This window comes from Streptomyces omiyaensis (genome assembly GCF_014650895.1).
Taxonomy (GTDB): Bacteria; Actinomycetota; Actinomycetes; order Streptomycetales; family Streptomycetaceae; genus Streptomyces; species Streptomyces omiyaensis.
In genome coordinates this window covers 22852-41715 of sequence record NZ_BMVV01000026.1, presented here as the reverse complement: position 1 = coordinate 41715, position 18864 = coordinate 22852, and the positions used below count along the sequence as shown (strand labels likewise).

14 protein-coding genes are annotated in these 18864 nt (G+C 73.0%); 4 read left to right on the top strand and 10 right to left on the bottom strand.

Going from position 1 to position 18864, the window contains the following annotated elements:
* Positions 1-21: 21 nt before the first annotated feature.
* Together IE287_RS31105 and IE287_RS31100 are read right to left on the bottom strand one after the other, a co-directional pair.
* Entirely contained in the window at positions 22-738 is a 717-nt protein-coding gene (locus tag IE287_RS31105) for a DUF2306 domain-containing protein (protein WP_189852569.1), read from the bottom strand.
* 41 nt (positions 739-779) lie between these two features.
* Positions 780-2141: an extracellular solute-binding protein gene (locus tag IE287_RS31100; RefSeq protein WP_189852568.1), complete on the bottom strand. Its 1362-nt coding sequence runs from the start codon at positions 2139-2141 to the stop codon at positions 780-782.
* Between the two features lie 168 nt (positions 2142-2309).
* On the opposite strand from IE287_RS31100, the gene IE287_RS31095 reads away from it, so the two are divergent.
* Genes IE287_RS31095 through IE287_RS31080 form a run of 4 tightly spaced genes read left to right on the top strand, consistent with a single transcriptional unit; the run spans position 2310 to position 5897 of the window.
* Positions 2310-3863, top strand: coding sequence for a 4-hydroxyphenylacetate 3-hydroxylase family protein (locus IE287_RS31095; RefSeq protein WP_229883842.1), 1554 nt, complete (start codon positions 2310-2312; stop codon positions 3861-3863).
* Positions 3864-3876: 13 nt separating this feature from the next.
* Entirely contained in the window at positions 3877-4131 is a 255-nt protein-coding gene (locus tag IE287_RS31090; protein WP_189852567.1) for a phosphopantetheine-binding protein, read from the top strand.
* Positions 4128-5531 (top strand): condensation domain-containing protein, encoded by a 1404-nt coding sequence (locus IE287_RS31085; RefSeq protein ID WP_229883841.1) that lies wholly within the window; start codon positions 4128-4130, stop codon positions 5529-5531. The genes IE287_RS31090 and IE287_RS31085 overlap by 4 nt, the downstream gene beginning before the upstream one ends.
* A 6-nt stretch (positions 5532-5537) precedes the next feature.
* A complete protein-coding gene (locus tag IE287_RS31080) occupies positions 5538-5897 on the top strand; it encodes a YciI family protein (RefSeq protein WP_189852566.1) in 360 nt (119 codons plus the stop codon).
* An 85-nt stretch (positions 5898-5982) separates the two neighbouring features.
* Here the strand turns inward: IE287_RS31080 and IE287_RS31075 are convergent, their stop codons facing one another.
* The 8 genes from IE287_RS31075 to IE287_RS31040 form a co-directional block, all read right to left on the bottom strand.
* Entirely contained in the window at positions 5983-6816 is an 834-nt protein-coding gene (locus IE287_RS31075) for an SAM-dependent methyltransferase (RefSeq protein ID WP_189852565.1), read from the bottom strand.
* A gap of 39 nt (positions 6817-6855) precedes the next feature.
* Positions 6856-9105, bottom strand: a complete 2250-nt coding sequence (locus IE287_RS31070) for a cytochrome P450 (protein WP_189852564.1) — start codon at positions 9103-9105, stop codon at positions 6856-6858.
* A gap of 31 nt (positions 9106-9136) precedes the next feature.
* On the bottom strand, positions 9137-10318 hold the full coding sequence (locus IE287_RS31065) for an acyl-CoA dehydrogenase family protein (RefSeq protein ID WP_189852563.1): 1182 nt from the start codon (positions 10316-10318) through the stop codon (positions 9137-9139).
* A gap of 179 nt (positions 10319-10497) precedes the next feature.
* On the bottom strand, positions 10498-12027 hold the full coding sequence (locus tag IE287_RS31060; protein ID WP_189852562.1) for a class I SAM-dependent methyltransferase: 1530 nt from the start codon (positions 12025-12027) through the stop codon (positions 10498-10500).
* A 116-nt stretch (positions 12028-12143) separates the two neighbouring features.
* Entirely contained in the window at positions 12144-13760 is a 1617-nt protein-coding gene (cmdF, locus tag IE287_RS31055) for a tyrosine 2,3-aminomutase (protein WP_189852561.1), read from the bottom strand.
* 45 nt (positions 13761-13805) lie between these two features.
* Positions 13806-16400, bottom strand: a complete 2595-nt coding sequence (locus IE287_RS31050) for an AMP-binding protein (RefSeq protein WP_229883840.1) — start codon at positions 16398-16400, stop codon at positions 13806-13808.
* Positions 16401-16616: 216 nt separating this feature from the next.
* Complete coding sequence (locus IE287_RS31045) at positions 16617-17867, bottom strand: ATP-grasp domain-containing protein (RefSeq protein ID WP_189852559.1); 1251 nt, start codon at positions 17865-17867, stop codon at positions 16617-16619.
* Complete coding sequence (locus IE287_RS31040; RefSeq protein WP_189852558.1) at positions 17864-18826, bottom strand: PLP-dependent cysteine synthase family protein; 963 nt, start codon at positions 18824-18826, stop codon at positions 17864-17866. Before IE287_RS31040 ends, IE287_RS31045 begins: the two co-directional genes overlap by 4 nt.
* Positions 18827-18864 lie beyond the last annotated feature (38 nt).

The window sequence follows — 18864 nt, the reverse complement described above, 5'->3', positions numbered from 1 at the left end:
CGGGGCGCCGGCGGCGGCCGCTCAGACGATTTCCTTCAGCGGACGGTCGGCGGTGCGGTTCAGCCACCACTGGACGAGGAAGAGGTTGATGACCCAGCCGAGCCACGGCGCGGTGCCCGCGACCTGCCCCCAGATCGTCTGGTTCTGCACGCCGAGGCTCATCAGCAGGACGACGAAGACCCGGCCCCACACGATGTTGATGGCGAAGGCGAAGCTGTAGAGCATCCACATCCGGTGCGCCTGGACGCGCCCCTGCACCGCGCGGGTGAAGCCCATGCCGGTGGTGAACAGCCACAGCACGCCGCCGAGGGTGGTGCCGACCGAGGGGCCCATCGACAGCGGGGTGATGAAGAAGGCGAGCAGCGCGGACGGCAGGACGCCGGCGAAGACGTAGGCCCGGCCGATCAGCCGGTGCGCGGCGGGGTGGCTGCGGCGCAGCCACGGCCACAGCTGCAGCACGACCGTCACCAGCGCGATCGTGCCGGTGGCGATGTGGGCGACCAGCATCGGGTAGTGCTGCGGGGCGTCGGGCCGGATGGGTATGAGCGAGGCCTTCGGGTCCAGGCCCAGGTACGGCGGCCACACGAAGCTGAGGAACGCGAACACCACGACGCCGAGCGGCAGCACCCACGGGCGCCGCCACCACACCGGGGCGGCGGACCGCCTGGCCGCGGGGCGCGGCTCGACCACGTCCGGAGCCGGTCTCGTACGGGGAGCCGTGTCCAGGTTCTGCGCCACTGTGTTTCCTCCAGAGAGAAGTCCTGTGCGGGCCGGGTGGATCAGCCGACCCGGAAGCGGTGCGGCCCGCGCTGCCCGGGCACCAGGCCGAGGCAGTGGGCGTTGTGGTCGTCGAGGAGGAGCTGTGCCTCGGACCGGGCGAGGGCGAAGCGCTCGGCGGGGTCGGAGCCCGCGGTGAGCACGTCGTGCATCGCCGCGGTCAGCGTGTCCTGGATCCCGACGAAGTCGCCGACCAGCGCGCCGTCGGCGGCGGTCGTGCGTCCGTCGGCGGCGAGCTGGTCGAGGGCGGCCCGGTGGTGGGGGTTCGCCTCGAACCAGCCCTCGTCCTCCAGGAGTTCCCGGGCGGACTCGGTGACGGGGATGAAGCCGCTCGTCTTGTGGCGTTCGGCGGCGTTGCGGGGGGTCAGGAAGGTCAGGAGGAAGGCGAGCGCGGCGTCGCGGGCCGCGGGTTCGAGCCCGGCCGCGAGCCACAGCGAGTCGCCTCCGATGACGTTGCCCGCGCAGGGCACCTCGGCGCTGTGCGGCATGGGCGCCGCCACCACCTCGAAGCCCCCGTCGCGGCCCGCCTGCACCATCCGGTCGGCCTCCACGGAGGTGCTGAGCACGAACGCCACCCGCTGCTCGGCGAACGCGCGGTAGTTGCGCTCCCACGCCGGGTAGGTGTCGTCGCCCGCCGAGCGCAGACCGGAGTAGAGGTAGTGGCCGTCCGCGTGCAGCCCCTGCCACCAGCGGGCGAAGCGCAGCACCGCGGGGGAGTCGGCCTCGACGGCGGTGGCGCGCTCCGTCCGCCCGTTGCCGGGCGTGGCGAGCAGGGCGCCCTGCTGGGCGACCGCCTGCTGGAACAGCCAGCCGTGGTTGGGCCAGGTCACCCCGTGCGAGGGCCCGCCGTCCAGGCGCGCCACCGCCGCGCAGGCCGCGGTCAGCTCCTCCCAGGTGCGGGGCACGGAGCGCACCCCGGCGGCCTCCAGCACGGTGGTGTTGGCGTACAGCAGGGTCGTCGACGTCAGCGGAGGGAGGGCGAAGAGTCCCTCGCCGTCGAAGGTGTAGTAGTCCCGGGCGGCCGGCACCAGGTCGTCGAGGCGCACCGGCACGCCGAGGATCTCGTCGCGGTCGTCGATGGCCCGCTCCACGGAGGTGAACAGCGGCGAGCCGTCGGCCGCGAGCAGGTCGCGGGAGAGCTGCGTCGAGGTGTAGAAGCTCTGCACGATGGCCGGAGGACGCCCTTCGCGGGCGGCGCGGGCCACCTCCTCGGGGAGCTTCAGGTGGTCGACGCCGCGGACCTCGACCCGCACCCCGGGGTGGGTCCGCTCGAACTCCCCGGCCAGTTCCCTGGTCTCGCTCAGGAACATCGGAACGACCGGGTAGTCGTTGAGCCAGACGTCGAGAACGACCTGGTCGGGCATGGGGTTCGGCCTCCGCTCGGGGGAACTGCGAAAGACAGTCGGCGCCCATTCTTCGCGAGCGGAACGGGCCCTGCATCTTCTGCCGTGCTCTCAAGGCGGCAATCTGGGATAAGGCCCCGCCGGGTCCGTGGTGCCAGACTCGCTGCCCTGGGCGAGGAGAGGAACACCATGGCTGAAGAGCGCCGCAGGACACGCCCGTTCACCGGCGATGAGTACGTGGAGAGCCTGCGCGACGGCCGCGAGGTCTACATCTACGGGGACAAGGTCAAGGACGTCACGACGCATCCGGCCTTCCACAACCCGATCCGGATGACCGCCCGCCTCTACGACGCGCTGCACGACCCGGAGCGCCGGCCCGTCCTCACCGCCCCCACCGACACCGGCAGCGACGGCTACACGCACCGCTTCTTCACCACGCCCCGTTCGGTCGACGACCTCGTCGCCGACCAGAAGGCCATCGCCGAGTGGTCCCGGCTCAGCTACGGCTGGATGGGCCGCAGCCCCGACTACAAGGCGTCGTTCCTCGGCACGCTCGGGGCGAACGCGGACTTCTACGGTCCGTTCGCGGACAACGCGCGGCGCTGGTACCGGGAGTCGCAGGAGAAGGTCCTCTACTGGAACCACGCGATCGTCCACCCGCCGGTCGACCGCAACCTCCCCCCGGACCAGGTCAAGGACGTGTTCGTGCACGTCGAGAAGGAGACCGACGCCGGACTGGTGGTCAGCGGCGCCAAGGTGGTGGCGACCGGCTCGGCGCTCACCCACTACAACTTCATCGCCCACTACGGGCTGCCCGTCAAGGAACGCGAGTTCGCGCTGGTCGCGACCGTTCCGATGGACGCGCCCGGCCTGAAGCTGATCTGCCGCCCGTCCTACTCCGCCACGGCCGCCCTGGCCGGCACCCCCTTCGACTACCCGCTGAGCTCGCGCCTCGACGAGAACGACACGATCCTCGTCATGGACAAGGTGCTCATCCCCTGGGAGAACGTCTTCATCTACGGGGACCTGGGCAAGGTCCAGATGTTCACCGCCAAGTCCGGCTTCCCCGAGCGGTTCACCTTCCACGGCTGCACCCGCCTCGCGGTGAAGCTGGAGTTCCTCGCCGGGCTCCTCGCCAAGGCCCTGGAGGTCACCGGCACCAGCGAGTTCCGCGGCGTGCAGAGCCGCCTCGGCGAGGTGCTCGCCTGGCGCAACCTGTTCTGGGGGCTCTCCGACGCCGCCGCCCGCAACCCCGTGGAGTGGAAGAACGGCGCCCTGCTGCCCAATCCCGAGTACGGCATGGCCTACCGCTGGTTCATGCAGATCGGCTATCCGCGCATCAAGGAGATCGTCCAGCAGGACGTCGCCAGCGGACTGATCTACGTCAATTCCAGCGCCGACGACTTCGCCAACCCCGAGATCCGCCCCTATCTCGACAAGTACGTGCGCGGCTCGGGCGGCACGGACGCCGAGGGGCGCATCAAGGTCATGAAGCTGCTCTGGGACGCGGTGGGCACCGAATTCGGCGGCCGCCACGAACTGTACGAGCGCAATTACGCGGGAAGCCACGAGAACACCCGTGTCGAGCTGCTCTTCTCCCAGACCGTCAGCGGCCAATTGGACCAGTACAAGAGTTTCGTCGACGACTGCATGAGCGAGTACGACCTGGACGGCTGGACCGTCCCGGACCTCTCCTCCTTCGACGAGCTCAGGAAGACCAGGAACGAAGCGTTCCGTGACTGAGGGGAACACACCCGTGACGAACAGTGTCGAGGAGACCGCCACCCGCATCTGGACGGACATCCTGCGTCCGGCCGCGGGCCAGGAGGAGCGCACCTTCTTCGCCCTCGGCGGCCAGTCGGTGTCCGCCGTGCGGATCGTGGCCCGGGTCGAGTCGGACCTCGGTGCCGAGCTCGACATCCGCGTCCTGTTCGAGGACCCGGACCTGGCCGCCTTCCGGCAGGCCGTCGGCGAGGCCGTCGGCGCCGCGGCGGAGAGCAGGGCCGCGTGACCGTCGCCGACCTCGCGCCGGCCGAAGGGTTCCCGCTCGCGGTCCAGCAGGAGTTCCTCTGCCTGTGGGACAAGGGCGACGACATGGGACCGTTCGGCCCCCGCTTCCACATCGTCGACGGCTGGCGGGTGGCCGGCCGCATCGACACCGCGCTGCTGCAGGCCGCGCTCGACGACGTCGTCGTCCGGCACGAGGCGCTGCGCACCACCGTCGTCCGGGACGCCGAGCCGCGCCACCAGCGGATCCTCGCCCCCGCGCCGGTGCCGCTGGAGGTCCGGGAGCTGCCCGCGACCGACCCGGCGGACGAGGAGGGCCGCCACCTCGCCGGCGAGGAGCTGCTCAACGAACTCGCCGCCGACACCATCGGCGTCCGCCGCATGCCGCTGCTGCGCGCGGTCCTCGGCCGCTTCGACGACGAGGACGCCGTCCTCGCGCTGATCGCCCACCACACCGCCGTCGACGCCTGGTCGATGCAGGTCATCCTGCGCGACCTCGCCACCCTCTACGCCCGGCGCGCCGGAGCCGACCTGCCGCCGCTCGCCCCCGCGCCGCAGTACCGCGAGTACGCGCACTGGCAGCGCTCCGACGAGGCCCGCGAGGCCGAGCGGTCCGCCCGCGCGTTCTGGCGCACCAGGCTCGACGGCGCCCGCGCCCTCGCGCTGCCCACCGACCGGACCCGCAGCGAGGCACCGGACTTCTCCACCTCCTGGCACCGGTTCGGCTGGGGCACCCGGCTGCGCGAGCAGGTGACGACGCTGGCCGCGGGCACCCGCAGCTCGGCCTTCATCGTGCTGCTCGCCGCCTTCAACGTCTTCCTCAACCGGCAGACCGGCGACACCGACGTCGTGGTGCCCACCTTCACCCCGGGCCGCGGCCAGGCCCGCTTCCAGGACGCCGTCGGCTCCTTCTTCAACTTCCTGCCGCTGCGCACCGACCTGACCGGCTGCGCCACCTTCCACGACGTGCTCGCCCGCACCCGCGAGAGCTGCCTGGACGCCTACACCCGGGAGATCCCGCTGGCGCACGTCCTGGACGAGGCGCCCGAGCTCATGGCCCGGGTCGGCGTCGACGGCCTGGCGTCCTGCGTCTTCCAGGTCATCCAGACGCCGTTCACGATGGCGGGGGAGCGGATCGGACCGCTCGCCTACCGCGCCGTGCGCCGCAAGGTGCTCTCGCAGAGCGTCGGCTCGGACATCCCCGACGGCACCCTGCTGTGCCTGGAGGTCTCCCCGACCGGAGAGCTCATCGGAGAGCTCGGCTTCAGCAGCAACCTCTACGACGAGAGCACCGTCCGGCGTCTGGTCGCCGGCTTCCGCGACGTCCTGAGCGAGCTGGTGAGCGCCCCCGGCGCCCCGCTGCCGGCCCCCACCGATTTCCCCTCAGCCCCGAACCAGGAGTGACGACAGGTGAAGTTCCTGCTCATCATGCACATGAACCCCGTCCTGTGGGACAAGCTCTCCGAAGAGGAGCAGCAGGAGGTCTTCGACGGCCACGACCGCTTCCAGGAGATCATCCGCGCCAGCGGTGAGATGGTCGGCACCAAGGCCCTCGACGCCCCCGCGAACACCGCCACCGTCACCGTCAGGGACGGCGCCGTCCGGTCCGTCGAAGGGCCGTACGTGCCGGGCGAATCCTTCCTGTGCGGCTACTACGTCGTCGACGTCGCCTCCAAGGAGCGCGCCGTCGAGCTCGCGGCCCTCATCCCCGACGCGAAGCTGACCGCCGTGGAGGTCCGCGAGGTCGTCCACGACGACGGCGCCGAGTAACTCCCGCGGGAGACGACGGAGGGGGCCCACCGCGTGAGCGGTGGGCCCCCTCCGTCGTCTCCCGCGTCGCGGGGACGAAGGACGTTCAGGCGCGAGGCCTGCGGACCGTGACGATGCTGTACGCGATGCGCTCGGAGCCCGGGCTGAAGAAGTCGGACATCGCCTCCTTGAGCCCGGCGACCGCCTCGTCGCCGAAGGCCGCGCGCAGCGTCTCCCGGCCCTCCTCGGCGGCCTCCACGTACTTCGGCCCCATGCCGAACACGCGCGGGCCGCACTGGGTCCACTCCTCGACGTGGAAACCCGCCGCGCGCAGCGCCACCAGCCACTCCTCGACCGGCTGGAGCAGCGGCAGGGCCAGCTTCTCGGCGAGCGCGTCCCGCTCGTCCCGCGGCACGCCCGGGGCCAGCGTGTAGTCGGTCATCGTCAGGGCACCGCCCGGCCGCACCACCCGGAACAGCTCGGCGAGCGCCGCGGCCAGGTCCGGCGCGTACTGCAGCGACTCCATCGCCATCACGGCGTCGAACGAGCCGTCGGCGTGGTGGCCGAGCTCGGCGTAGCTGCCGTGCTCGAACCGGAGCCGGCCGGACAGGCCGCGCGCGGCGGCCTTCTCCGTGCCGGCACCGGCCTCGAAGCCGCTGACCGTCACGCCCGTGACGTCGGCGCCGGTCTCCTCGGCGACCAGCAGTGCCGGCCCGCCGGGCCCGCAGCCCGCGTCGAGGACCCGCTGGCCGGCCCGTACGCCGAGCACGTCGACGACCTTGCGGGTCAGCCGGCGCGACGCCTCCGCCATCGGGGTGTCGTCGTCCGGACCGAACCAGTAGCTCAGGTGCGCCTGGCCCTCGTTGAAGACGTCGGAGACCGGGGACGACTGGTCCCAGCGCTCCCCCTCGCGGGTCGCCCGCGCGATCGTTGTGCTCATCTCTCCTGCTCCCGGCGGTGACGACGGATCGGTGGCGGATCAGTAGGTGACGACGGCCCGGAACCGGACCTCGCCCTTGGCGGCCAGGGCGACCGCCTCGGCGATCCGCTCCTTGGGGAAGACCTCGACGATCGGGTCGACCTTGCCCTCGGCGACCAGCCGCAGCGCCTCGGTGAGCTGCTCGAGACCGTTGTGGGTGGCGCCGATGATCTGCTGGCGCTGTGCCCAGACCGGGCTGGTCGGCCCGATCGAGAAGGACCCCTCGGGGTCGATGGTGGCGAGCACCAGACGGCCGTTGGGGCGCAGCCCCTGCAGCGCGTCGGTGGCCGCCTCGTACGAGGTGCCGGTCACCAGGATCACGTCGGCGCCGCCCGCGGCGGCCAGCTCCGCGCCGTCGGCCACGACGGTGGAGGCACCCAGCTCGCGGGCCAGGTCGTGCTTGTCGGGGGAGCGGGTGACCGCGACCGTGTCGAAACCGCAGGCCCGGGAGAACTGCAGCGCCAGGTGGCCGAGGCCGCCGATGCCGAGGACCGCCACCCGCTCGTGCGGCTTGGGGTCGGCGGCGCGCAGCGCGCTCCACGAGGTGTAGCCGGCGCACAGCACGGGCGCCGCCTGGACGTAGCTCACCTCGTCGGGCAGCAGCACCGTCGAGTCCGCGAGCACGGCGACGTACTCGGCGTGGTGGCCGGGGACGGTCAGACCGCTCATCACGGGCGCCGCGCAGTTCATGCCGGACTGGCCGGTCAGCGGCAGGTCGAGCCTGCAGTAGTCGCAGGTCCCGCAGGTGCCCTGCACCCAGGTCGCACCGACCCGGTCACCGACCTTGCGGTGGGTGACGCCGGGCCCCACGGCGACGACGTCGCCCGCCCCCTCGTGGCCGACCACCACCGGGTCGAACCCGGGGAACGGGAAGTGGCCGTCGGTCAGCCAGAGGTCGTTGTGGCACAGGCCGCTGGCCCGCACCCGGATCAGCACCTGACCGGGGCCGGGCTGCGGCACCGGGACGTCCCGCAGCTCCCAGGTGGCACCCACCTCGGGCACCACGGCGGCCTTCATGGTCCTCGGGCGGGCGTCGAGCAGCACCGGCAGCTCGGCGACGCCGTTCATGATGAACGTGCCCTGCGGGGCGATGGACTCGGCCGGCACGGCCAGGCCGAGGTGCGGGAACCGCTCGAACAGCGAGGCCAGTGCGATCTCGGCCTCCAGCAGGGCCAGCGGCTGGCCGATGCAGCGGTAGATGGCGTGCCCGAAGGAGAGGCTCTCCTTGTCGGCGCGCGTGATGTCGAAACGGTCGGCGTCCTCGCCGTGCACCTCGGGGTCGCGGCCGATCGCCGCGTAGTTGACGAGCACCGGCTCGCCCTTGGGGATGGTGACGCCGCCGATCTCGACGTCCTCCACGGGGAAGCGGAACGGGAGGTGCGCCACCGGCGCCTCCACCCGCAGCGTCTCCTGGATGACGTCCTGCCAGGTCGCCTCGCCGGAGCGGACCAGGGCGAGCTGCTCCGGGTGCGTCAGCAGGGCGAGCACGGCGTTGGCGATGAGGTTCTTCACCGGCTCGGTACCGGTGGCGAGCATGATGTGCAGCGTGCCGACCAGCTCGTCGTCCGACAGCAGCGAGCTGTCCGCCCGCTGGGCCGCGACGAGGTCGCTGGTCAGGTCGTCGCCCGGAGAGCGCCGCTTGGAGTCGACGAAGTCGAGCATCTCCTGGTGCCAGCGGGCCACGTTGGCGGCCGCCTCCTCCGGCGAGATGCTGGTGTCGACGTTGACCTCGCCACCGCGCAGCATCTCGGCGCGGGCCTCCGCGGGCACCCCGAACAGGTCGCAGATGGCGCGGGCCGGCAGCGGGTGGGCGAACAGGCCCTTCAGGTCCACCGGCTCACCCGCCGGAAGGGCGGCCAGCTCGTCGAGCAGCCCGGTGGTGATCGCCTCCACGGCCGGCCGCAGCGCCTCCACCCGGCGCGGGGTGAAGGCGTGCGCGCACGGCTTGCGCAGCCGGGTGTGGTCGGCTCCGTAGGCGGTCGTCATGTTCTCCATGAGCACCCAGCCGATCAGCGGGAAGTCCTCGCCGACCGTGCCGTCGACGTAGGCGTCGAAGTGCCGCCTGCCGTCCTTGGAGAAGCGGTGGTCGCTGAGGACCTCCCGGGCGGCGGCGTGGCCGGTGACCGACCAGGCCCTCACCCCGCCCGGCAGCTCGATCGGGGCCACCGGTCCCTGCGCCCGTATGCGGGAGCCCTCGGCGTGGATGTCGGCGCCCAGGGGGTCCAGGGCGACAGGGCAGCGGCTTTCCATCGGGAAGTCCTCCGGCGGATCTCGGGTGGGCCTACAGGTAGACGGTGTTGGGCTCCTGGCCGCAGACGATCCGGCCGTACAGCTCGAGGTTGGTGTTGGGGTGGAGGATCGCGTGCAGGTTGATGGTCTGCACGTCCCGCTCGATGCGCTGGATCGGCACCGAGCTGTAGATCGAGGAGCCGCCGCTCGCGGTGTTGAGGAGGTCCACGGCCTCCTTGGCGCGCTGGGTGACGGCACCGAGGTCGAGGCGGACCCGGGCCCGCTCCTCCAGCGTCCACTCCTCGCCGGCGGCGCCCTTGCTGTCGACCATCGCGGCGGCGCGGTGGGCGTGGAAGTCCGCCTCGTCGATCTTCACGGTGGCCTCGGCGACCTGGAGGTGCGTCAGCGGGGCCTCGGCCTGGCTCTCGTACGCGGTGTACGTGATCTTGCGGCCGGGCAGCCGGTCCAGGAACGCGTCCTTGGCGGCGCGGGCGAGACCGAGGGCCGGGGCGGAGATGGTGGCACAGGCGGTCGGCATGAACGGCGCGCTGTAGAGCGGGGAGCCCGCGTTGAGCACCGAACGGTGCTGCCCCATGAGCACCGGCACCATCGGGAGCACCCGCTCCTGCGGCACGAACAGGTTCTCCGCGATCGTGGTGACGCTGCCGCTGCCGCGCAGGCCGGCGGTGTGCCAGTCGTCCACGATGGTCAGGTCGGAGACCGGGATGGCCACCATGACCGGCTGCGGCTCGCCGTCCTCGCCGATGAGGATCGCGGCATTGGTGTTCCAGTGGCTGTGCAGGACACCGGAGTTGAAGGACCACTTGCCGTTGAGCACGATGCCGCCGGGGACCGGGGTGGCCATCGCGGTCGGGCTGAGGATGCCGCTGATGCGGACGTCGGGGGTCGAGAAGACCTCGTCCTGGACCTCGTCGGGGAAGAGGCCGACCATCCAGGAGCTGATCGCCCAGACCGAGGCGGTCCAGGCGGCGGAGCCGTCGCCCCGGGCGAGCTCGGCGAGCGTGTCGACCACGGTGCGCATGTCCGACTGGTAGCCGCCGTAGCGGTGCGGCACGCGCATCTTGAGAATTCCGGCCTCGGTGAGGGCCTCCACCGTCTCCTGGGACAGGTTGCGGTTCTCCTCGCCGACCGGCGCGTTCCGCTGGAGCAGCGGAATCAGGTCCGTCGCACGGCGGACGAGTTCTTCGCGGGACGGCGCCTCGATGGTCTGCATGAATTCTCCTGAATCGGTCACCGGAGTTGGGCCGAAAGGATCGTTGCACCGAGCAAAGGGCGGTTCCATATTCGATGTTGCTCAGTGCGGATTCCGGTCCCCGGCGAGGCCCGCCGGGCCTCGCCGAGCACCGGATCTTCGTGCTCTTCCGTGTTTTCCGGGAATCTCCGGACGTGCCGTCAGCGCTTTTCCGCGGTGATGATCACGAAGGTGCCGGGACCGGTCTCGGCCACCGGCGAGAGCCCCGCCTCGTCCAGCCAGGCATGGACCTGTCCGGTCTCGAACAGCTTGATGCCGTCCGGGCTGCCCGGGAACGCGTGCGAGCCCTGGAAGTAGCGGTAGACCGGGTCGGAGGCCCAGCGGAACGTCAGCAGCGTCAGCCGGCCGCCCGGCCGCAGCGCACGACCGATCTCGGAGATCGCGGTGCCCGCGTCCGGCAGCGCCTGGAGCGCGTTCCAGCAGTTGACCGCCGCCAGCGAGGAGTCCGCCACCGGCAGCGCGAGGGCGCTCGCCCGCAGCGTCGCGATCTCGGGCAGCCGGGCCCGCAGACCGGCCAGCATGGGCGCGATCAGGTCCAGGGCCAGCACCCCGCCGTCCGCGGCCGCCTCGGCGACCACGGCGGTCCAGCGGCCCGCCCCCGCGGCGACGTCCAGGACGGGACCGTCGACCGCGGAGAGCTGCTCGGTCAGATAGGCGTCCTCGTCGACGGGGCTGATCGCCCCGCCCCAGTTCTGGCCCATCACCCGCAGGAACGCCGGGCGCAGCACGTTCTCGTAGTGGAAGCCGATGCCCTGCAGACCGGCCGCGTTCTGCAGCACGTCGTCCTCGTCGTGCTCGCCGGCGCCCGCGGACAGGTCGAGCACACCGTGCGGCAGCGCGTAGCTCCGCTCGCACCCGGTGCAGGACGCGCCGGTGGCCTCGAACGACAGCGCGGCGCGGCAGGCGGGGCAGCGCAGCACGTCCGCGAAGCGGCTGAACTCCTCGATGCGGGGGGCCGGCGGCTCGGCCGGGCGGGCGTCGGCGTGGACGCTGGTGTCACGGACCACCGTCGGGCGCCCGTTGCGCAGGGCCCACACGGCCTTCGCACCGGTGTACGCGAGGACCGAGCGGGTGTCGCTCGACCAGGTCGCCGCGAGCTGCTCCGGCGTCAGGGCGCGGATCCAGTCCTGGTCGAAGGCCAGCTCCTCGGCGCCGAGCTGCCACTCGTACGGCGAGGGCCAGACCCGGCCCAGCACGACGTCCTCGGGGTCGAGCGGCTGCAGGCAGCGCTCCAGCCGGGTCCGGTCGTCCGGGGTGAGCTCGGTGCCGGCCGCGGCGGCGAGGATCCGCTCCCGGTCGTCACCGAGGTGGGAGAGCAGGTACAGGGCGGCGAGCTGGGTGGGGCCGCCCGGCTCGGAGCCGGTGAGCAGCGGCAGGTACGCGGCGAGCCCGTCCCGTACGGCCTCGGTCAGCGGGCCGCCGCCGGCGGTGTGCTCGGTCTCGGCCAGGAGCCCGAGCAGCAGCGCGAGGTACCCCTGGCGCAGCTCGTCGGCGCCGGACAGGGCGGCCACCAGCCGGGGCACCTCGGCCGGCGCCCCGGCCGTGGCGACGCCGTCCTTCCACAGCGCGTCGGTCAGCCGCAGGAACTCCGCGTCGGCCCGGTCGGGCGAGGCGGTGAGCAGGGCGTGCGGAAGGGCGTCGGTCGGCGGGGCGACCGGAGCGGCAGTCATGGGGTGCGGGGTCCTTTCGGGCGGCGGGCCGGGCAGGGGGCGGGGCGGGCCGGCCGCGGTCTGCGGCCGGCCTCGCGTGCCGTGGACGAGGGGCGCCGGGCGTCCGGCGCGCCGGGTCAGCGCAGGACGACGTCGGTGTAGCGGTCCAGGGCCGCCAGGAACTCCCCGCGCGACAGGGCGGCGGCGACCAGCTCGATGTCGTCGGCCATGTAGCGGTCCACGCCCAGCGTCGGGACCAGGGCGCGGACGGCGTCGTACGTGGCCTTGGCGGCCGGGCTCAGGCCCTCGAAACGCCCCGAGATGTCGACGGCCTGCGCGGCGGCGAGGAACTCGACGGCGAGGATGCGGTTGTTGTTCTCGAGGACGCGGCGGGCGTTGCGGGCGGCGATCAGACCCATGCTGACGACGTCCTGGTTGTCGCCGTTGGACGGCACGCTCTGGGTGCTGGCGGGGCCGATCGTGCGGTTCTCGGCGACGAGCGCGGTGGCCGGGTACTGGGCACCTGCGAAGCCGCTGTGCAGACCGGGGTCGCCGGCCACCAGGAACTCCGGCAGGCCGTAGCTCAGGTGGCGGTTGAGCACCCGGTTGACCTGGCGCTCGGCGAGCACGCCGAGCTGGGTCAGTGCGATGGTCACGAAGTCCATGGCGAACGCGATGGGCTGGCCGTGGAAGTTCGCGCCGTGGAAGATCTCGTCCTGGCCCTCGAAGAACAGCGGGTTGTCGTTGGCCGAGTTGAGCTCGATCTCCAGCTTCTGCACCGCGTGGTAGAGGGTGTCGCGGACGGCGCCGACGATCTGCGGGATGGCGCGCAGCGAGTACGCCTTCTGCAGGTAGATCTCCGAGCGCTGGACGTCCTTGCCGGTGTCCTTGTCGGCCTGGAGCTCACGGCGCAGGTCGGCGTGCTCGACCGTCAGGTTGCTGCCGTCCATCAGCGCGCGCATGTTGGCGGCCGTGTCGATCTGCCCCTGGTGCGGGCGGGCGATGTCGTGGCCCTCGGCGAGGAACGGGCTGGTGGAGCCGCGCAGCGTCTCGATGAGCAGCGCCGTGACGATCTCGGCCTGACGGGCCTGCGTGAGGGCGCGGCCGACCACGAGCGAGCCGAGACCGGTCATCGCCGAGGTGCCGTTGATGAGGGCCAGGCCCTCCTTGAACTTCAGCTGGAGCGGCTCGATGCCCAGCTCGTCGAGGACCTTGCGGGTGGGCACCGGCTTGCCGTCGCGCAGCACGTAGCCCTCGCCGATCAGGGTGCTGGCCACGTGGGACAGCGGGGCGAGGTCGCCACTGGCGCCCAGGGAGCCGATCTGCGGGATCGCCGGGGTGATGCCGAGGTTGAGGTAGAGGGCGAGGCGCTCCAGGATCTCCGGACGCACCGCGGAGTAGCCCTTGGCCAGCGTGTTGAGGCGGGCGGCGACGACGGCGCGCGCCTCGTCCTCCGCGAACAGCGGTCCGACGCCGGCGCTGTGGCTGCGGACCAGGTTGGTCTGCAGCTCGGTCTCCTTGGACTTGTCCACCTGCATGTAGATCATCTCGCCGTAGCCGGTGGTCACCCCGTAGATGGGGATGTTCTGCTCGGCGATGCCCTCGAAGATCTCCCTGCTCCTGCGGGCCTTCGCCATCGCCTCACCGGGGACCGCGACCTGCGCGCCCTCCTCGGCGACCTGGCGCACCGAGTCGATGGTCAGGCTCTCGCCGTCGAACGCGACCGGAACGGCGGAAATCTCGACTGTCGTCAACGTACTCACTCCCAGTGGAATCGGATGAAGGCAGGTGATGCGGGGTCAGACCGCGGCGGTCGCCGCCCGCAGGCGCGAGCGGTCCACCTTCCCGGCGGCGTTGCGCGGCAGGCGGCCCGGCGCCTCGTGGAACGTCGCGGGCAGGGTCAGCGGGCCGAAGTGGCCGCGCAGGTGCGCCCGCCATTCGGAGGCGGCGCCGAGCGACCGGCCGTCGGCGTCCCGGCGCGGCACGACATGGACGTCCAGTCCGTGCACCAGACCCGACACCGGTTCGGCGACCGGCACCACGGCGCACTCCAGGACGGAGGCGTGCGAAGCGAGCGATCCTTCGATCTCGGTCAGTTCGACCCGGTTGCCGGCCAGCTTGACCTGGAAGTCCTCGCGGCCCCGGTACTCCAGGGTGCCGTCGGGCAGCCGGCGCCCGAGGTCGCCGGTGCGGTACCAGCCTCCTTCGGCGCCGGGCGTGTCCAGCCACTCCACCGGGCGGAAGGGGGCACGGTCGGCACTGCCCAGGTACCCCGAGGTCACATAGGGGGAGCGCACCACGATGCTGCCGGTGACCCCGACCGGACAGGTCAGGTCGTTCTCGTCGAGGACGAGGAGCTGGCGCCCCGGGATGGCCCGGCCGATCGGCACCGGGCCCTCGGTCAGACCGGTGACCTCGTGCCAGGTGGCGGCGACGACCTCGGTCGGCCCGTACAGGTTGAAGACGCGCAGCGCGGGCAGCTCCTCGGCCAGGCCGCCGAGCAGCTCCGGCGGCACCGCCTCGCCCATCAGCAGCAGGTGGCCGAAGGCGTCGAGCCGCGGCCCCGCCCCGGTCCGGGCGATCACGTCGAGGAGGTCGCGGGCGAAGCTGGGCACGGTCTGCAGGTGGGTGATGCGGTGCTCGGCCAGCCACGGCACCAGCAGGTCCGGGTTCACCCGCACCTCGTCGGGCACGACGTACAGCGTGCCGCCGGCGGCGAGCGTCGCGCCGACCTCGGCGAGCGCCGGATCGTGCTCGGGCGAGACCCACTGGGCGACCCGGGCTCCGGGACCCATCGCGAAGCGGGTGCCGAGCCAGCCGGTGAACTGGGTGAGCGCGGCGTGCGTCTGCGGGATGCCCTTGGGGCGTCCGGTGGAGCCGGAGGTGAAGGCGACGTACGCGGTGTCGCCGGGGGTGACGGCGGGCGCCGGGGTCACGGACGTGACCGCCGCGTCGGCGGTCACGTCCACCACCCGGCCGCCGAACTCGGCGTGGTACCAGTCGAGCAGGTCGTCGGGGCCGTCGCCCTCGACGACCACGCAGGCCGGCCGCAGGGCGGTGAGCACGGAGCGGCCGCGCTCACCGGCGGGACCGGGGGCGAGCCAGCACAGCGTGGCGCCGTGGGCGAGGACGCCGAGCAGCGCGGCGATCCGCAGCGGCCCCGCCGGCATCCGGACCACCACGGCGTCGCCCGCGGCCACGCCGACGGCGGCGAGCCGCCGGGCGACGTCGCGGGCTGCCGCGTCCAGTGCGGCGTAGCCCGTGGTGCGGCCGTCCTGGACGATCGCGGGCGCGTCGGTGACGGCGTGCGCCGCCACCTGCAGGGGCAGGGGTTCGGTGTGGCCGACCGGCCTGAACATCGGGAGGGCCGCGTAGCGCTCGATCAGCGCGGCGGCCGGCAGCAGCGGCGGCAGCGTGTTGACCGGCGTGTCCGGTGCGTCCAGCGCCGCCCCCAGCAGGGTGCGCAGCCCGTCGAGCAGGTTCGCGGCCGAGTCCGGGTCGTAGAGCGCGGTCCGGTACTCCAGACGGCCCGAGAGCCGCGGTGCCTCGCCGTCGGCGCTGTCGTCCACGGCGTCGACGACGAGAACGAGCCCGGTCGGCAGCACCACCCGGTCGGGGACGACGGGCCGGGCGCGCAGGCCCGCCACCCGGTCGACGACCGGTGCGGCGGACCGGTCGGCGAAGACGGCGTCGAGCTGGGGGAGGTCGCGGTCGCCGCGCAGCGGGTGCGGTTCGAAGCCGAGCAGCGCGCGCAGGGTCCCGTCGCCCGCGTGGCCCCCGTGCCGCAGCAGCAGCGCCCGCAGCGCGGCGAGCAGGACACCGGTCGGGGACGCGCTCTGCTCCGCGGCGACCCGGGCGACCCGGCGGGCCAGCTCGCCGTCCCACACGAACGGCAGCGAGGCGCCCTCGTAGCGGTGGGTCCTGGTCCGGAGGGTGCGGGCGACCGCCTCCCGGGCCGCCGTCTCCCGGGGCGTCGCCGCCGGTGCCGGGGACGGGGCGGGGGCGCCGTGGCGTTCGTGCGCGTACGCGGCCGACAGGGTGTCGAGCAGCCGGGAGACGTGCGCCTCGTCGAGGGCGCCGTCCACCGCCACGAACAGCAGCACGTCCGCCGGGGCGATCCGGGCGGCGTGCAGCCGCGCGTGCGGGCCCGCCGCGGCCACCGGCGCGGACCGGTTCTCCCGGGCCGCCGGGGCCTCGGTGGCCCACCGGCCGCACAGCGCGGAGGCCAGCGCGTCGACGTCGTCCACCGCCACGGCGGTGAGGTCGGTGAAGCGCAGCGGCTCGGCCGTCACGGCGTCGCCGGGCCGGGTGCTCACCGTCGTGTCCCAGGCCCGGCGCAGCGCGGCCAGGTCGAGGCCGCCCGTCAGCCGGAATCCCGCGCATCGGGGGGACACGGGAGGGTGCACCGGGGGTCTGTCGCCCGGGTGGTGTGCTGCCGCTTCGAAGTTCACGGGGACATTGTTCGACCGCGTGGCCGGGCCGTGCTTCTCCTGGAGTGCGGAGGTGTCCGTACCCCCGCTCCGCGGCCGGTACGGCCGTGAACACGGTGGTTACTTCGCCATGTCGGGCCCCGCGCCGACCGGTCCGGGCGCCGGTCGGACCATCCCGGATCAGCTGTCGCCGGACTCCGCCCTGAACCAGAGCCCCGCCTTGAACCAGGCCTCCGCCGCCCGGATCCGGGCCTCCGTCTCGGCCCGGTCCGCGCCGGCGACGACGAAGGCGGCGAGGAAGTCCCCGGAGTGCGAGGCGTCCCGGACCGTGTCGCCGACCTCCGCGTACACCGTGTACTTCACGACGCCCTCCGGCAGGGTCGCCGGGTCCGGCAGCGCGGCCAGCACCCCGGGCCGCTTGGTGAAGAGCAGCTGCCCGGCGAGCTGTGCCGGGTCCGCGCGCTCGCCGGTCGGGGCGGGCAGGCCGAGCTGGCGGCGGACCGGGTACTCCATCGGGTCGAAGCCGAACAGCGCCCGCTGCACGTCGCGCACGCCCGCGCCCCCGGCCCGGGAGGCCGCCTCGCACAGCACCAGTTCGCCGTCGGTGGTGTGGAACACCTCGATGTGGAAGGCGAAGTGTTCGGGGCCGCCGAACGCCTCCAGGATCCGCTCGCCGAACGCGACGAGCCGGCGCGCCAGCGGGTCGGCGGTGTCGAGCGCGATGTCGACCCGTCCCTTGCGGTCGCGGAAGTCGGCCAGCGCGTACTGGTACTGCGACGGCCACATCGTCGCGATCCGGCCGTCCAGGACGGTGCCGTCGATGTGGCACATGGAGCCCTCGACGAACGTCTCGGCCAGCCACTCCGGTTCGCCGTCGGGACGCAGCAGCTCCGCGCCCCGCACCCAGTCGGCGAGCTCCTCGCGCGTGCGCAGCACGGACACGCCGACGGACAGCAGTCCCTGACGGGGCTTGACCACGACGGGCAGGCCGTGGGCGTCGGCGAAGGCGTCGAGCTCCGGAGCCGAGCGCAGGAGCGCGTGTGCGGCGACCGGGATCCCCGCGGCCGTGGCGAGCTTCTTCATCTCCCACTTGTCGCGGTACACCAGGGCCGATGCGGGCCGCTGGCCCGGCAGCCCGAAGCGCTCGCGCAGCGCGGCCGCTCGCAGGATGTCGAACTCCTGGCAGGCCACGATGTCGGTGACGCCGAACTCCTCGACGAGTTCGGCTGCCCGCCGCTCCACATGGGCGCCGGTGTCGTAGTCGGCCAGCGCCTCGGCGTGCAGGTAGGGGGCCTCGGTGGGCAGTTCCTCGCCGAACAGGGCGAGCTGTTCGGCCGAGCCCAGCAGGACGATCTTCTCGCCGTGGTCGGCGAGCCAGCGCTCGTACGGGTTGGCGCGCAGCGAGCCGCGGTGCAGGACGAGCGTGGTCATGAGGAGGCCCCTTCGTTCCAGATGCTGACGTAGCGTTCGCCGGTGTCCGGCAGGATCGTGACGATCGTGCGGCCCGCGTAGGCGGGATCCCTGGCGAGCCGGAGCGCGCCGTGCACGGCCGCGCCCGAGGAGAGTCCGGCGAACAGCGCCTGCTCCCGGGTGAGCGCCCGGGCGGTGTCCAGCGCCTCGTCGTCGGAGCAGGTCAGCACCCGGTCGATGAGCGTGACGTCGGTGGTGGGGGAGACGAAGCCGCCGTTCAGACCGGGGATCCGGTGGGTGCCCGCGTATCCCAGGGAGAGCACCGGGGAGCCCTCCGGCTCCACCGCGACGATCTCCACGGCGGGGTTGCGCTCGCGCAGGAAGCGCCCGGCGCCGGTCAGGGTGCCGCCGGTGCCGACCCCGGCGACCAGGACGTCGACCCGACCGCCGGTGTCGGCCCAGATCTCGGGTCCGGTGGACTCGTAGTGGGCGAGGACGTTGTCGGGGTTGTCGTGCTGGCGCACGTACCAGGAGCCGGGGGTGGCGGCCTCGATCTCCTCCGCCTTGGCGATGGCCCCGGCGAACCGTTCGGCGCTGGGCGTCTGCACGATCTCCGCGCCGAGCGCGGCCAGCAGCCCGATCCGCTCGGGGGTGGCGCTGTCGGGCAGCACGACGATGCAGCGGTAGCCGCGCAGGGCGCTCAGGGCGGCGAGCGCGATCCCGGTGTTGCCGGAGGTCGCCTCGACGACGGTGCCGCCCGGGGCGAGGTCACCGCGCTGTTCGGCGCCGCGCAGCATCGAGAGCGCGGCCCGGTCCTTGATGCTGGCGAACGGGTTGGTCGACTCGATCTTGGCGAGGACCTCGGCGCCGGGAGCGGCGTCGGGGACGGCGAGCCGGACCAGCGGGGTGTTGCCGACGAGTTCTTCGAGACCGGCGGCGACGCGCCGCCCGGTGGGTGCGATGAGGAGATCGGGGGTCACCGGAAGGCTCCAGGAATGGGGGACGGGGGACGGGAAGA